Origin of the sequence: Amycolatopsis sp. NBC_00345 (assembly GCF_036116635.1) — a bacterium.
Classification (GTDB): Bacteria; Actinomycetota; Actinomycetes; order Mycobacteriales; family Pseudonocardiaceae; genus Amycolatopsis.
In genome coordinates this window covers 3,418,029-3,432,233 of record NZ_CP107995.1, presented here as the reverse complement: position 1 = coordinate 3,432,233, position 14,205 = coordinate 3,418,029, and the positions used below count along the sequence as shown (strand labels likewise).

The window sequence follows — 14,205 nt, the reverse complement described above, 5'->3', positions numbered from 1 at the left end:
GTCGGTGAATCCCCAACGGCGGAGGTGTCACGGCGTGGACCGGACCTTTGGACAGTTACTACGCGGACGGCGCGGCCCGATCGCCGCGGTCGCCCTGACCGCCACGGCGCTGCTGGCCGCGGCGGGACTGGGCATCCCGGGCGCCGCGGCCGATGCCGACCGGCCTCCGGCTGCCGACGCTACGCAGGCGGACTGCTCCGGTCAGCCCGCGCAGCCGGACTTCGGCCCGAACGTGCACGTCTTCGACCCGAGCATGCCCGCCGCGACGATCCAGGCGCAGCTCGACAAGGACTTCAACGCCCAGAAGGACACCCAGACCGCGCAGTTCTCCGAGGGCCGCGTGGCGCACCTGTTCAAGCCGGGCACCTACGGCGTGCACGACAACGTCGGCTACTACACCTCGGTCGCGGGCCTGGGCAAGAACCCGGATGACGTGCAGATCAACGGTGACATCACCGTGGACGCGTTCAACGACTCCGACCAGGGTTCCGCGCTGCAGAACTTCTGGCGCTCGGCCGAGAACATGGCGGTCACGCCCAGCAGCGGCAACGACCGGTGGGCAGTTTCGCAGGCGGCGCCGTTCCGCCGGATGGACATCAAGGGCGGGCTCCAGCTCTTCCCGGCGAGCTACGGCTACGCCAGCGGCGGCTACATCGCCGACACGCGCGTGTCCGGCCAGGCCGCGTCGATTTCGCAGCAGCAGTGGTACACGCGGGATTCGGCGCTGGGCAGCTGGGACGGCGGTGTCTGGAACATGGTCTTCTCCGGCACCACAGGCGCGCCGGCGAACACTTTCCCGAGCCCGCCGGAGACCACATTGGACACCACACCGGTCTCGCGCGACGTGCCGTATCTCTACGTCGATGACAGCGGCAACTATCAGGTGTTCCGCTCCGCGCTGCGCACCAATGCCTCCGGCCCGAGCTGGGCGAACGGCGGCACGCCCGGCGACTCGGTGCCGATGACCCAGTTCTACGTGGTCAAGTCCGGCGACACCGCGGACACGATCAACAACGCGCTTTCCTCGGGCTGCAACCTGTTCTTCACCCCGGGCACCTACCACCTGGACAAGACGCTGAACGTGACCCGGCCCGACACCGTGGTGCTCGGCGTCGGCTACCCGACGCTGGTGCCGGACAACGGCGTGGACGCCATGCACGTCGCCGACGTCGACGGCGTCCGCGTCAAGGGCCTGCTGTTCGACGCGGGCACGGCCAACTCCAAGTCCCTGCTGACCGTCGGCGACGAGGGCGCGTCCGCGGACCACTCGAAGGACCCGACCACGCTGCAGGACGTGTTCTTCCGCGTCGGCGGGCAGATCGCCGGCAAGGCGACCACCAGCCTGGTGGTCAACAGCAACAACACGATCATCGACCACGTCTGGGCCTGGCGCGCCGACCACGGCAACCCGGGCACGGTCGGCTGGACCACCAACACCGCCGACACCGGTGTGCTCGTCAACGGCGACAACGTCGAGGCGACCGGGCTGTTCGTCGAGCACTACCAGAAGTTCCAGGTGGTCTGGAACGGCCAGGGCGGCAAGACGATCTTCTTCCAGAACGAGATGCCCTACGACGTGCCGGACCAGGCTTCGTGGAATTCCGCGCCCGGGGTCACGGGCTACGCGGCGTACAAGGTCGGCCCGGACGTGACCTCGCACGAGGCCTGGGGCCTGGGCAGCTACTGCTTCTTCGACACCAACCCCGCGGTGGCCAGCGCCCACGCGTTCGAGGTCCCGCAGAACGCCGGGGTGAAGCTGCACAGCCTGCTCACGGTCTCGCTCAACTACCGGGGCACGATCACCCACGTCGTCAACGACACGGGCGACGTCACGCCGTCGGGCACGACGCCGGTGAACGTCACGAGCTACCCGTGACCCGCTGACCGTATCCGTCGCGAAAACCCAAGCCGCCTCCCCGGAACTGCTGCCGGGGAGGCGGCTTTTTCGCGGGAGCGGGTTCCGGGTGGCCGGCACCCCTCGTACCGGCCACCCGGGGCAGAGGTGCCCCTCAGCCGGCTGGGGTGACGTCGATCAGGACCTTCCCGACGGCGCCCTGCTCCGACGCCGCGTGGGCCTTCGCGGTGTCCTCCAACGGGAAACGGTGGATCGGCAGCCCGGTCTTCTCCCCGATGGCGAGGGCGCCGTCGGCCATGGCGGCCGAGACGGCTCCGGCGCCGAGGCGGAGTTTCCCGGTCCCCACGGAGTAGAGCACCAGGAACTGGTAACGCGTGTTGGCCCACACGTTGGGGCCGAACGGAAGGCTCACCGTCCCGTTCCCGCCGTCGTCCCCGTAGACCGCGACGGTGCCGCGGGGCCGCAGCACCCGCGGGTGCAGCTCGGCGTTGGCCCCGGCGGCGACCTCGACGATCAGGTCCACTCCACCCTGCGCGAGCCGCTTGATGGCGTCCTCGAGGCCGGGCTCGGTGTACCGCAGGACGTGGTGGGCGCCGGCCGCCCGCGCGAGCTCGGCCTTCGCCTCGGTGCTCACCGTGGTGATCACCGTCGCCCCGGCCCAGCGCGCCAGCTGGATGGCGGAGTTGCCCACCGCGCCGGCGCCGCCGGCGACCAGGACCGTGGTGCCTTCGAGCGCACCTGGCGCGAGCCGGTCCGGGCCGTCCTCGGCGACGGTCAGGGCGCGGTGCGCGGTGAGACCCGGGATGCCGAAGCTCGCGCCCTCGTCGAACCCGACGCTGTCGGGCAGCGGCACCACACGCTCGGCGGGCAGCACCGTGTACTCCTGCGCGGTGCCGGACGCGGGGCCGTGGGCGGCGGCGAGGACCACCCAGACCCGGTCGCCCACGGCGAGGCCGGTGACCTCGGGCCCGATCGCGTCGACGACACCCGCGCCGTCCTGGTTCGGCACGGTCTCCACGGATTCGTCCACAGTGACCACGCCCGAGCCCCGGCGCTGCTTCCAGTCGGTCGGGTTCACGGCGGAGACCACCACGCGGACCCGGACCTCGCCGGCGCCGGGTTCGGCGGGCTCGCGGGTGGACAGTGCAAGGACTTCGGGGCCACCGGGCGTCCGGTAAGTGACGGCTCTCATGCGGGGTGCAATCTCCGCGTGCCGCCGGGTTATTCCCGCACCGCCCCCGACCTGGGCCGGACGTGGAAGGCCCCGCCCGCCCGCGGCCGGTGAGGCGCACGGGCGGACGGGGCCGGGTCGCCGTCCGGCCCGGTCGGGGCTACGGGCCGGACGGCGGGCCTGTGGGTCAGTGGCGGGAGACCACCGCCGCCGCCGTGCCGCCGCGGCGGGAGGGCTCGCCCGCCGCGAGGATCTTGCCGTGGGGCAGGAACTCCAGCCCGGCCGCGACGCCGATGCTGCCGACGTCGGTGAAGCTCTGGCCGAGCGCCTGCAGCCCGGGAGTCGTGGACTGGGCGATGAACGCCGGCTCGGCGTCGCTGGACGCGGCGTTGCGCTGGGACGCCCGCGGCGCGGCGATCGCCTGCGGCAGGGTCATGCCGAGGTCGAGCCGGTTCACCAGCACCTGCAGGACCGTGGTGATGATGGTCGCGCCGCCCGGCGAGCCGACGGCGAGGAACGGCTTCCCGTCCTGCAGCACGATCGTGGGCGACATGCTCGACCGCGGCCGCTTCCCGCCCTCGGGCAGGTTCGGGTCGGGCGCGCTGCCCTGCGTCGGGGCGAAGTTGAAGTCGGTCAGCTCGTTGTTGAGCAGGAACCCGCGCCCCGGCACGGTGATGCCGCTGCCGGCCGACTGCTCGATCGTGTTCGTGTAGGACACGACGTTGCCCCAGCGGTCGGAGACCACGAAGTGGTTGGTGTGCTGCTCGTTGCTGTCCGACGAAGCGGCGGGCACGGTCGTGCAGCCACCGCCCGGCGCGTACGGGTCACCGGGCGCGACCGGGCTCTTGCCCGCCTTCGCCGGGTCGATCTGGCACGCCCGCGTCGCCGCGAAGGACTTCGACAGCAGCTGCTGCTGCGGCACGTTCACGTAGCGCGCGTCGCCGATGTAGCGGTTGCGGTCGGCGAAGGCGAGCCGGCTGGCTTCCAGGTAGTGGTGCAGGGCCTGGACCCGGTCCATCTTCGCGAGGTCGAAGTTGCCGAGGATGTTGAGTGATTCGCCGACGGTGATGCCGCCGCTGGACGACGGCGCCATGCTGTAGACGTCGTAACCGCGGTAGTTGAGGTGCGTCGGCGTCCCGTCGAGCGCCTGGTACGCCCGCAGGTCGGAGAGCTGCATCGGCCCGGTGATCCGCTGGATCGGGGCGTTCGGCGCCAGCGGCGGGTTCTGGACGGTGCTCACCACGTCCCGGCCGATCGAGCCGCCGTAGAACGCGCCGGTGCCCTGGCGGGCGATCTGCCGGTAGGTGTCGGCGAGGTCGGGGTTGCGCAGGACGGAGCCGACCTCCGGGACCTTGCCGCCGGGCAGGAACAGCTTCGCGCTGGAGCTGAAGTGGCCGAGCTTCGCGGCGTTCTGCTGGGTCTGCTGGGCGAAGGCGGAGTTGACCACGAACCCGCGGTCGGCGACCGCCTCGGCGGGGCGCAGGTTGTCGGCGAGGCTGAACCGGCCCCACCGCTGCAGGGCGCGCTCCCAGGTCGCGAGCATGCCGGGCACGCCGACCGAGCGGCCGCTCTCCACGGCCGTTTCGAAGGCGTAGGGCTTGCCGGTGGCCGGGTCGATGAACATCGTCGGGCTGTCGGCGGCGGGGGTGGTCTCGCGGCCGTCGATGGTGGAGATCTTCTTCGTCTTCGCGTCGTAGTAGACGAAGTAGCCGCCACCGCCCAGCCCGGCGACGTACGGGTCGGTGACGCCGAGCGTGGACGCCACCGCGACGGCGGCGTCGGCGGCGGTCCCGCCCCGGCGCAGGACGTCGATGCCGGCCTGCGTCGACTCGGCGGTGTCGGACACGACCGCGCCGCCCGAGCCCTCGGCGACCGGCTGTTTGGCGGGCAGCGGCCGCGCGGGCTGGGCCGAGCCCGGCGCCGCGGCGGAGACCAGGGCGAGACCGGCGACCAGGCCGATCGACACCGCGGCTCTGAAGTTCCTGCTGGTACGCATGGAGCATCCCTTCCCGGGACGAGGCGGCCGGCCCGGCTGGTCCGTCCGCGCCCGCCGGGGAACCCCGCCGGCCGCGGCACCTCGCGAACTTGGCAGGCAAGGTCTAGCACTACGGCCGCGTGAGCGAAATGGACTTGAGTCAGATTTAGGGAGCGCCGGGGAGCCCGGCCGCTCAGATGAGCGCCGGCCGATGGCCCTGGATGCCGATCATCTCGCCAGGTGAAACGGCCGGCCGCGGCGCGCGGCCCGGACGGCGGCCCGGCCGTTCGAGTCCACAGTGGACGTCGCCGCGGCGGGCACCGTTGAAACGTTTCTACGCCAACGGAAACCGACCGGCCGCGCCCCGGAATCGCCAGGAGTCCCGAGGGGGCCGTTTTCCGCGGCCTGATTCCGGCGCGGGGCCATTCGGAGTAGTCCCGCGCGGCCTGATCTTCAGGCGTGCCAACACTTTCCGCTGAACGGCACCTGTCCGAAATGTTCCGTATGGGGCTTATTGCCGCCAGTTGATGAGATCACTACCTTCGTCGCTTGTTTCCCCGGTGTCCGAGCCGGATCCTGATTTCCGTTCCTCGCTCCACTTCACCCGAGTTTCACACGGCGAGGCACACACCCCGACAGGTCTTCCCACCCCGACAGTGCACGGCCTGGTGACCCCGGGCCGTGCCGTCCTGCCCGGAGGAGCTCATCGATGAACAAACTGAGACGGCTGACCGTCCTCGGTTCCACTGGTGTACTGGCGGCCGCGCTGGCCGTCACCCCGACCGCTCAAGCACAACCGGCGGCGCCCGCCGCCGCCCAGACCGCCGACGCGATGGCCGTCAGCGCCGCGGCCGGGCTGGTGGCCTCCCGGCCGGCCGCCCTGCACGCCAGCGCGAACGACGTCTTCGTGCCGCACGCCGTGATCTCCTCCACCAACGGGCTCAAGTACGTCCCGTACGACCGGACCTACCGGGGCCTGCCCGTCGTGGGCGGTGACTTCGTGGTCGCCACCGACTCGACCGGCCAGGTCGTCGGCACGTCGGTCGCGCAGGACGCCACCATCGACTTGCCGAGCACCACCCCGTCCGTGCCCAAGGCACAGGCCGAGGGGACCGCCCGGCAGCAGCTGCCCACAGTGGACAGCGTCGGCGCCGCGCAGCTCGTCACCTACGCGCTGGGCACGCCCCGGCTCGCCTGGCAGAGCACCGTCGCCGGCCGTGACGCCGAGGGCCCCAGCCGGCTGGACGTGGTCGTCGACGCCGTCACCGGCAAGGTCCTGCACACCCAGGAGCACGTCCTGCACGGCGACGGCACCAGCGCGTGGAACGGGCCGAACCCGGTCAACCTGAACACCACGCACTCGGGCAGCACGTACAGCTTGAAGGACCCGACGCTGACCAACGTCAGCTGCCAGGACGCCGCGAACAACACCACGTTCAGCGGCCCCGACGACCAGTGGGGCACCGGCAACGCGACCAGCCGTGAGACCGGCTGCGTCGACGCGCTGTTCGCCGCGCAGACCGAGAACAAGATGCTGTCCCAGTGGCTGGGGCGCAACAGCTTCGACGGCAACGGCGGCGGCTGGCCGATCCGCGTCGGCCTGAACGACGAGAACGCCTACTACGACGGGTCCCAGGTCCAGATCGGGCACAACACCGCGAACCAGTGGATCGGCTCGATCGACGTCGTCGCCCACGAGCACGGCCACGGCGTGGACGACCACACCCCCGGCGGCATCTCCGGCAACGGCACCCAGGAGTTCGTCGCCGACGTCTTCGGCGCCTCGACCGAGTGGTTCGCCAATGAGCCCTCGCCCTACGACGTGCCGGACTTCCTCGTCGGCGAGCAGATCAACCTCGTCGGCAGCGGCCCGATCCGCAACATGTACAACCCGTCCGCGCTCGGGGACAAGAACTGCTACGACAGCTCCGTCCCTGGCGGTGAGGTGCACGCCTCGGCCGGCCCCGGCAACCACTGGTTCTACCTCCTGGCCGAAGGCACCAACCCGACCAACGGCCAGCCGACCAGCACGACCTGCAACAGCTCCTCGGTCACCGGCCTCGGTGTCCAGGACGCGGTGAAGATCTTCTACAACGCGATGCTGCTGAAGACCACGGCCAGCTCGTACCTGAAGTACCGCACCTGGACGCTGACCGCGGCGAAGAACCTGTTCCCGGGCAGCTGCACCCAGTTCAACACCGTGAAGGCGGCGTGGGACGCGATCAGCGTGCCGGCGCAGTCGGGTGACCCGACGTGCAGCGCGACCGGCACGGTCACGGTGTCCAGCCCGGGCAACCAGTCCACGGCCACCGGCACCGCCGTCAACCTGCCCCTCACGGCCAGTGGCGGCACCGCGCCGTACAGCTGGACCGCGAGCGGCCTGCCGGCCGGCCTGTCGATCAACGCCTCCACCGGCACCATCTCGGGCACCCCGACCACGGCGGCGACGTCGAACGTCACGGTGACCGCGACCGACAGCGCCAGCCACAGCGGCACCGCGACGTTCACCTGGACGGTCGGCACCACCGGCGGCTGCTCCGGCCAGAAGCTGGCCAACCCCGGCTTCGAATCCGGCGCCACCGGCTGGACGGCGTCCAGCGGCGTGATCGCGCAGAACGGCACCCAGCAGCCGGCTCACGGCGGCACCTGGAACGCCTGGCTCGACGGGTACGGCCAGACGCACACCGACACCCTGGCCCAGTCCGTCAGCATCCCGGCCGGCTGCCACGCCACCCTGACGTACTCCCTGCACATCGACACCGCTGAAACGGAGGCCGTCGCCTACGACAAGCTCACCGTCGCCGGCGGCACCTCCACCCTGGCCAGCTACTCGAACCTCGACAAGGTCAGCGGGTACGCCGCGAAGACCGTCGACGTGTCGTCGTTCGCCGGCCAGACGCTCGCCCTCAAGTTCACCGGCGTGGAGGACGCGTCCCTGCAGACCTCCTTCGTCCTCGACGACCTGGCGGTGACCCTGAGCTGACCCGGTAACGCGAAAACGGGTGGGGCGGCCGGATTCCCGGTCGCCCCACCCGTTTCCGCCGGTGCGGCGCTCAGATCGTGTAGTGCCACCCGGTGAGGGCGTAGGCGCTGAACCAGCTGCCGAGGACCACGAAGCCCGCGACCGTGGCGACCGCGGTGCCCGGGCGGCGGGAGGCGAGGCCGCGGGCGATCGGGAACAGCAGGATGAACCCGGGGAGCAGGAACCGCACCTTCGCGGACGGGAGGCCCGCGGTGCCGGCGACCAGCACCACCATCCCGGCGCCGTACGCGGCGAGCGGCCACCACTGAGCCAGCGGGCGCATCGTCCGGAACAGCAGCACGGCGAGCACGGCCGCCGCCAGCAGGATGAAGACGGTCATCGTCTCCATCACCGAGGCGCCGGGGACCAGCTTGGCCCAGGCGAACTCCGCCGCCTCGCGGCCGCCGTCGAAGCGGGTCCACCAGTTGTTCCGCTCGAGGTCCCACCAGCCGGTGGGCTTGCCGATAGTGATCGCGACCCAGGCCCAGAAGCCGAACAGGCCGAGCGGGCACAGCACGACGCAGGCCAGCGTCTGCCAGCGGTCGCGCGTGCGGAAGAAGGCGATCAGCGCGGCGAGCCCGACCACGCAGACGAGCACCGTCGCCGTCGGCCGGGTGAGGCCCGCGGCCACGCAGCACAGCGCGGCCAGCAGCCACCGGCGCTCGACCACCCCGACCAGCGCCCAGGCGGCGAACGCGGTGAACAGCGCCTCGGTGTAGGTCATGGACAGCGTGATGGCCATAGGCGCGCCGGCCCACAGCGCCACCAGCAGCACCCCGGTCCGGTCCCGGCCGTCGACGAGCCGGGCCAGCCGGAAGATCGCGGCCGCGGCCAGGCACCCGGCGATCGCGCTCACCAGCAGCCCGGCCAGCACCGTGCTCGACAACGTCACCGGCGCGACGGCCCGGAGCAGCATCGGGTAGGCGGGGAAGAACGCGAGCGGGGTGTTCGGCTCGTAGTTGCCCGCCGCGTCGTACAGGCCGCGCGTGATGCCGAAGTAGCCGTGGTTGGCGAGGTCCAGGTACCACTGCCCGTCCCACGAAGTGAGCCGGTCCATCAGCGGCTGGCCGGTTTTCGCGGCGAACAGCGCGAGCACGGCGACGCCGAAAGCGCGCACGAGAAGGTACACGCCGATCGCCCGGACGTACGGGCGCTGGTGCCAGTGGATCGCCGCCCGGGCGGGGGCGGCGGGTTCTGCGAATGTCGTCAAGGTGGTTCTTCCTCGTGGTCCGGGCACCCCGAAGATACCGGCGGACGATCTACGGCCGGGACTCCGGTGGGGTCGGGTCAGCGGCGGTCGGTGATCTTCGCGTGGGTCGAGGCGGTGCCGGTGGGCTTGCCGCCGGTGGAGGTCGGCGGTCCCTGGGCACCGGTGGTCGTCGGGTGGGTCGAGGCGGCGCCGGTGGTGTTCCGGCCGGTGGTGGTGGTCGTCCGAGCTGAGCCGGTGGGGCTCGACACCGGCGCGCCGGCGGTCGTCCCGGAGGTGGGCGCGTTGCCGGTGGTGCCCGGCGTTCCGCTGGTCGCCGGGGCCCCCGTCGCCGGGACGGTCGTCGTGGCGGCCGGCTGGACGGCGGGCGGAGCGGTCGCCGGGCCGGCCCGGCCGGCCGTCGCCGACACGACCAGGACCACGAACAGCGCCGTGGCGAGCGCGCTGCCGCCGACCACGGCGAGATTGCGCCGCCGGCGTCGTCTCCGGCCCGCGGCCAGCAGGTCCTCGGGGTCGACGCCGGGCGGCGGGTCGTCCACCGGACCGGCGAGCAGGATCACGGCGCGTGCTTCTTCGTCGTTCATGCCCGCTCCTCCTGGGGTGCGAGGCCGGGGAAGTGCCCGAGCTGATGGGGGTCGAGGAGCTTGCGCAGCGTCGCCAGGCCCCGCGAGGACTGGCTCTTGACGGTGCCGGCCGTGCAGCCGAGCGCGGCGGCGGTCTCGTCGACGCTGAGGTCGTCCCAGTAGCGCAGCACGAGGACCGCGCGCTGTTTCGGGGGAACGCCGCCCAGCGCCGCGCGCACGGAGAGCCGCTGGGCGTGGTCGGATTCCGGCGACGCCGTCACGTCCGGCAGCTCGCCGGGCAGGTGCTCGCGCGAACGCCACTTCCGCCGGTTCTCGCTCAGGAACGCGCGCACGACCATCCGCCGCACGTACCCGTCCAGCTCACCCCGCCGGACGAGCCGCGGCCAGACCCGGTAGAGCTTGAGGAAGGTGACCTGCAGCAGGTCGTCGGCCCGGTGCCAGTCCCCGCACAGGACAAACGCGGTCGAGCGCAGGTACGCCGAGGACGCCGCGACGTACGCGACGAACTCGTCCTCCCACCACGCCCCGGCCGAGGCGCCCGCGTCTTGCTCCACACCGGGTACAGGCGTCGGGGGCTCCGGCGGGTTGCATGATCGCTTAGTGACTCAGGTCACACGGTTCGGGCAAGGTCCGTCAAGGACTCCTTACCCGCGTCCTACGCGGGTAAGGAGTCCTTGACGGACTTCACTGGCGTCGCCGGCTCACGCCGGGGCGCTGAACACGTACGACCCGCCGGGCACGAAGAACGTGCCGGGCGCCGAGGGCACCGCCGAGGCCGGGGCGCTGATCGCGTCCGGCCGGTTGGTCGGCACCTTCACCGTGGCCGAGGTCCCGGCCGGCACGGTCACGCGCAGGGTGAGCTTCCCTCCCGAGACCGACCAGTCGCTGACCGCGCCGCCGTACGGCGTCTGGTACGCCGACTTCGCCGAGGTGAGGCCGCCGCCGGGGCGGGGTGCCACCAGCAGCGACGAGTAGCCCGGGCCGGCCGCGGACAGGCCGCCCACCTCGCGGTAGAGGAAGTCGCCCACCGAGCCGAGGCCGTAGTGGTTGAACGAGTTCATGCCCGGGTCGTTGAACGAGCCGTCCGGCTTGATGCCGTCCCAGCGCTCCCAGATCGTGGTCGCGCCGTGGCCGATCATGTAGCCCCAGCCGGGGAAGTCCGGCTGCAGCAGCACCTGGTACGCGACGTCGGCGTGGCCGTGGTCGGCCAGCACCGGCAGCAGGTTCTCCACGCCGAGGAACCCGACGCTCAGGTGCCCGCCGGTGGCCGCGACCTTCGCCGCCAGCTTGTCCGCCGAGGCCTGGACGCGGTCCGCCGGGAGCAGGCCGAACGCCAGCGCCAGCACGTACGCGGTCTGGGTGCTGGCCCCGACCGTCCCGTCCGCGGCGACGAACTTCGCGGTGAACGCCGCGCCGACCTGGTCGGCCAGCGTGCCGTACTTGGTCGCCTCGGCAGTGTGCCCGGTGGCGGCCGCCATTCGCGAAACCAGCCGCGCCGACCACGCGAAGAACGCGGTGGAGACGACGTCCTGCGCGGTGTTGTCGTTGACGTTGAGCCAGTCGCCGTAGGTCTGGTGGTCGCGGATCAGGTCGCTGCCCGACGTGGCGCGCAGGTACTCGACCCACTTGACCATCGCGTCGAAGTGCTCGGTGATCACGCCGGTGTCGCCGTAGCGCTGCCACAGGGTGTACGGCACGATGACGCCCGCGTCGCCCCAGCCCGCCGTGCCGGAGCCGCTCAGCACGTCCGGCGCCACGTCGGTGAACGAGCCGTCGTCGCGCTGCGCGTCGACCAGGTCGCCGGCGAACTTGCCGAGGAAGTTGTGCACGTCGAGGTTGAACGTCGAGGTGCCGGCGAAGATGCCGATGTCGCCGGTCCAGCCCAGCCGCTCGTCGCGCTGCGGGCAGTCGCTCGGGATGGACAGCATGTTCGAGCGCTCACCCCAGAGGATGTTGTGCTGCAACTGGTTCACCATCGGGTTCGACGAGGTGAACGTGCCGGTCTGCGCGCCGGCCGTCCACATCGCCCGCCCGGTGACGGTGTCCGCGGTGGGCGCCGAGGGCAGGCCGGTCAGCTCGACGTACCGGTAGCCGTGCACGGTGAACCGGGGCTCGTAGGTCTCCGGTTTCCCGGTGCCCGCCAAGGTGAACCGGTCGGTCGCCTGCGCCGCGCGCAGGTTGGCGGTGTAGATCGTGCCGTCCGGGTTGAGCACCTCGGCGTGGCGCATGGTCATGGTCGTGCCCGCCGGCCCGGTCACCGAGAGCCGGTTCCAGCCGCTGAAGTTCTGGCCCATGTCCAGCACCCAGACGCCCGGCTTGGGCTGGGTGATCGCGACCGGGTGGAAGTCCTGCTGCACGGTCACGCCATTGTCCACTTGGGACACCAGGTTCGGCTTCGCGCCCGTCCGCACCCCGGCGTCGGGCCAGGCCCGGTCGTCGAAGCCGGGGCTGTCCCAGCCCGCGACGGCCTGGCGGGCGTCGTAGGTCTCGCCCTGGTAGAGGTCGTCGGCGCGGATCGGCCCGTCGATCGTCTTCCAGCTGCCGTCGGTGGCGACGACGGAGCCGGTGCCGTCGGCGTAGGTCAGCTCCAGCTGCGCCGAGTACCACGGCTGGGTGCCGTAGCGCTGGGAGCCGGCGATGCCGAGGCTGCCGGAGTACCAGCCGTTGCCGAGTGACGCGCCGAGCGCGTTCTCGCCCTGGCGGATCCGCCCGGTCACGTCGTAGACCTTGTACTGCAGGCGTTTCGTGTAGTCGGTCCAGCCCGGGGCGAGCACGTCGTCGCCGACCTTCGCACCGTTGAGCCGGGTCTCCTGCAGCCCCAGCGCGGTGGTCAGCAGCCGCGCGGTGGCGACGGGCTTGGTGACGGTGAAACCCTTGCGCAGCAGGGGAGCGGGGGAGCTGATGGTCACGTTCGTGCCCCACGGGCCGGTGCCGTACGCGGCCACCGCCCGAGCCGCGGCCCACGCGCTGTCGTCGAAGCCGGACTTCTCCCAGCCGGCCGGGCCGGTCTGGTTCGCCTTCCAGCCGCCGTCGGTGACCACGGTGGGCCCGCCCGGCACGGTCAGCTTGGCGATCAGCCCGGCCGGGCTCTGCGTGGTGTTCTCGCTCTGCACGGCGATGGTGTTGGTCCCGGCGGTCAGCTTCCCGCCGAGGTCCACCACGGCCGCCTGCTTCCACGAGTCCGTGGCCCGGGGCGACGTGCTCACCAGTGCGCCGTTGACCCAGACCGCGGCGCTGTCGTCGCCGGTCACCACGAGGGTGGCCTTCGCCGGCGCCGCGGCCAGGTCGAGGGTGCGCCGGAAGAACCGTGTCGCGGGCGGGATCCCGCCCGCCGGGTCGCCTTCCGGGTACCAGATCCAGCTCGCCCCGGCGAGGTCCGGGCCGGTGCCGGCGCGGCCGATGAAGTCACCCGTCCACTCCGTGGCGGGGGCGGCCAGACCGGTCTCGAACCGCTGCGTCGTGCTCCAGCGGCCGGCGCGGCCCTGGCTGTCCCACGCCCGCACCCGCCAGGTGTAGGCGGTCAGCGACGCGAGCGCGGGCCCGCCGTAGGCCACGTCGGCCTGCTGCCCGGACTCGACCCGGCCGCTGTCCCAGACGTCGTGGCCCTTGGCGGACACCACGAGCTGGTAGGCGGACTGCCGTTCCTGCGCCGCCGCGCCGGACCCCAGCTGCCAGCCGAACCGCGCCTGCGCGGGATCGATGCCCAGCGGGCTGCTCTGCCGGTTGACGGTCCCGTTCGCGACCATCAGCGGTGACGCCGCGTTCGCGTCGGGGATCGCGATCGCGCGGCCCCACGGACCGGTGCCGTAGGCGCCGAGGTCCCGGGCGCTCGCCCAGCCGCCGTCGGCGAAGGCGGGCTGCTCCCAGCCCTCGGGCACGGTCTTCGCGGTCTTCCAGCTGCCGTCGGTGATCAGGTCCGTCGCGCCCGCGCCGGTGGTCACCCGCAGGTGCCCGAGCAGCCCGGCCGTCCCGGCGGTGTTGCGCACGGAGACGGCGATCGTGTTGGCACCAGGGCGAAGCGCGGGCCGCAGGTCGACCGACAGCGCGGTCCGCCACGCGCCCGCGGTGCGGGCCGAGGAGGCCAGCGGACTGCCGTTCAGCCAGACGTCCACCAGGTCGTCGCCGGTCACCACGAACCGGGCGTCGCTGACCGCGCCCGCGGGCACGGTGAACGTCTTGCGGAAGTACCGGTTCGCGGCGGGCGCGGCGACGGCGGGCGAGCCCTCCGGGTACCAGACCCAGTGCGCGCCGGTGAGCTGGACCGGCGGCGCGGCGCCGGCCGGTGGGGCGGAGGCGGCGGAGAGGGCCAGTACCGCGGCGAGCGCGGCGGCGGTCGTTCGCCAGAGGTGCGAGGGCAGCATGCGGGCTCCCTAACGACGGGCTGGGGACAA

General features: G+C 72.2%; 8 protein-coding genes. 2 read left to right on the top strand and 6 right to left on the bottom strand.

What is annotated here, in order from left to right; all coding sequences use genetic code 11:
- Positions 1–232 precede the first annotated feature (232 nt).
- Positions 233–1,876 carry a hypothetical protein gene (locus tag OG943_RS14920; RefSeq protein WP_328610363.1) on the top strand — a complete coding sequence of 548 codons (1,644 nt, stop codon included), beginning with the start codon at positions 233–235 and terminating at the stop codon, positions 1,874–1,876.
- A gap of 133 nt (positions 1,877–2,009) precedes the next feature.
- Here OG943_RS14920 and OG943_RS14915 read toward each other — a convergent pair whose 3' ends face one another.
- Positions 2,010–3,047, bottom strand: coding sequence for an NADPH:quinone reductase (locus tag OG943_RS14915; protein ID WP_328610362.1), 1,038 nt, complete (start codon positions 3,045–3,047; stop codon positions 2,010–2,012).
- 166 nt (positions 3,048–3,213) lie between these two features.
- Positions 3,214–5,022 carry a gamma-glutamyltransferase gene (gene ggt, locus OG943_RS14910; protein WP_328610361.1) on the bottom strand — a complete coding sequence of 603 codons (1,809 nt, stop codon included), beginning with the start codon at positions 5,020–5,022 and terminating at the stop codon, positions 3,214–3,216.
- Positions 5,023–5,710: 688 nt separating this feature from the next.
- On the opposite strand from ggt, the gene OG943_RS14905 reads away from it, so the two are divergent.
- Positions 5,711–7,984: a M4 family metallopeptidase gene (locus OG943_RS14905; RefSeq protein ID WP_328610360.1), complete on the top strand. Its 2,274-nt coding sequence runs from the start codon at positions 5,711–5,713 to the stop codon at positions 7,982–7,984.
- A 70-nt stretch (positions 7,985–8,054) separates the two neighbouring features.
- On the opposite strand, the gene OG943_RS14900 is transcribed toward OG943_RS14905, so the two are convergent.
- From OG943_RS14900 to OG943_RS14885, 4 genes are all read right to left on the bottom strand, one after another.
- The gene (locus OG943_RS14900) at positions 8,055–9,233 is read right to left on the bottom strand and encodes a hypothetical protein (RefSeq protein ID WP_328610359.1); all 1,179 of its coding nucleotides are present in this window, start codon (positions 9,231–9,233) and stop codon (positions 8,055–8,057) included.
- Positions 9,234–9,310: 77 nt separating this feature from the next.
- Positions 9,311–9,814 (bottom strand): hypothetical protein, encoded by a 504-nt coding sequence (locus OG943_RS14895; protein ID WP_328610358.1) that lies wholly within the window; start codon positions 9,812–9,814, stop codon positions 9,311–9,313.
- Positions 9,811–10,368, bottom strand: coding sequence for a SigE family RNA polymerase sigma factor (locus tag OG943_RS14890; RefSeq protein WP_328610357.1), 558 nt, complete (start codon positions 10,366–10,368; stop codon positions 9,811–9,813). The genes OG943_RS14895 and OG943_RS14890 overlap by 4 nt, the downstream gene beginning before the upstream one ends.
- A 147-nt stretch (positions 10,369–10,515) precedes the next feature.
- The gene (locus OG943_RS14885) at positions 10,516–14,175 is read right to left on the bottom strand and encodes a family 78 glycoside hydrolase catalytic domain (RefSeq protein ID WP_328610356.1); all 3,660 of its coding nucleotides are present in this window, start codon (positions 14,173–14,175) and stop codon (positions 10,516–10,518) included.
- Positions 14,176–14,205: the final 30 nt, after the last annotated feature.

Coding starts and splice junctions, on each gene's coding strand:
- OG943_RS14915 (WP_328610362.1), bottom strand. CDS start 3,047: ATGAGAGCCGTCACTTACCGGACGCCCGGTGGCCCCGAAGTCCTTGCA.
- ggt (WP_328610361.1), bottom strand. CDS start 5,022: ATGCGTACCAGCAGGAACTTCAGAGCCGCGGTGTCGATCGGCCTGGTC.
- OG943_RS14905 (WP_328610360.1), top strand. CDS start 5,711: ATGAACAAACTGAGACGGCTGACCGTCCTCGGTTCCACTGGTGTACTG.
- OG943_RS14895 (WP_328610358.1), bottom strand. CDS start 9,814: ATGAACGACGAAGAAGCACGCGCCGTGATCCTGCTCGCCGGTCCGGTG.
- OG943_RS14885 (WP_328610356.1), bottom strand. CDS start 14,175: ATGCTGCCCTCGCACCTCTGGCGAACGACCGCCGCCGCGCTCGCCGCG.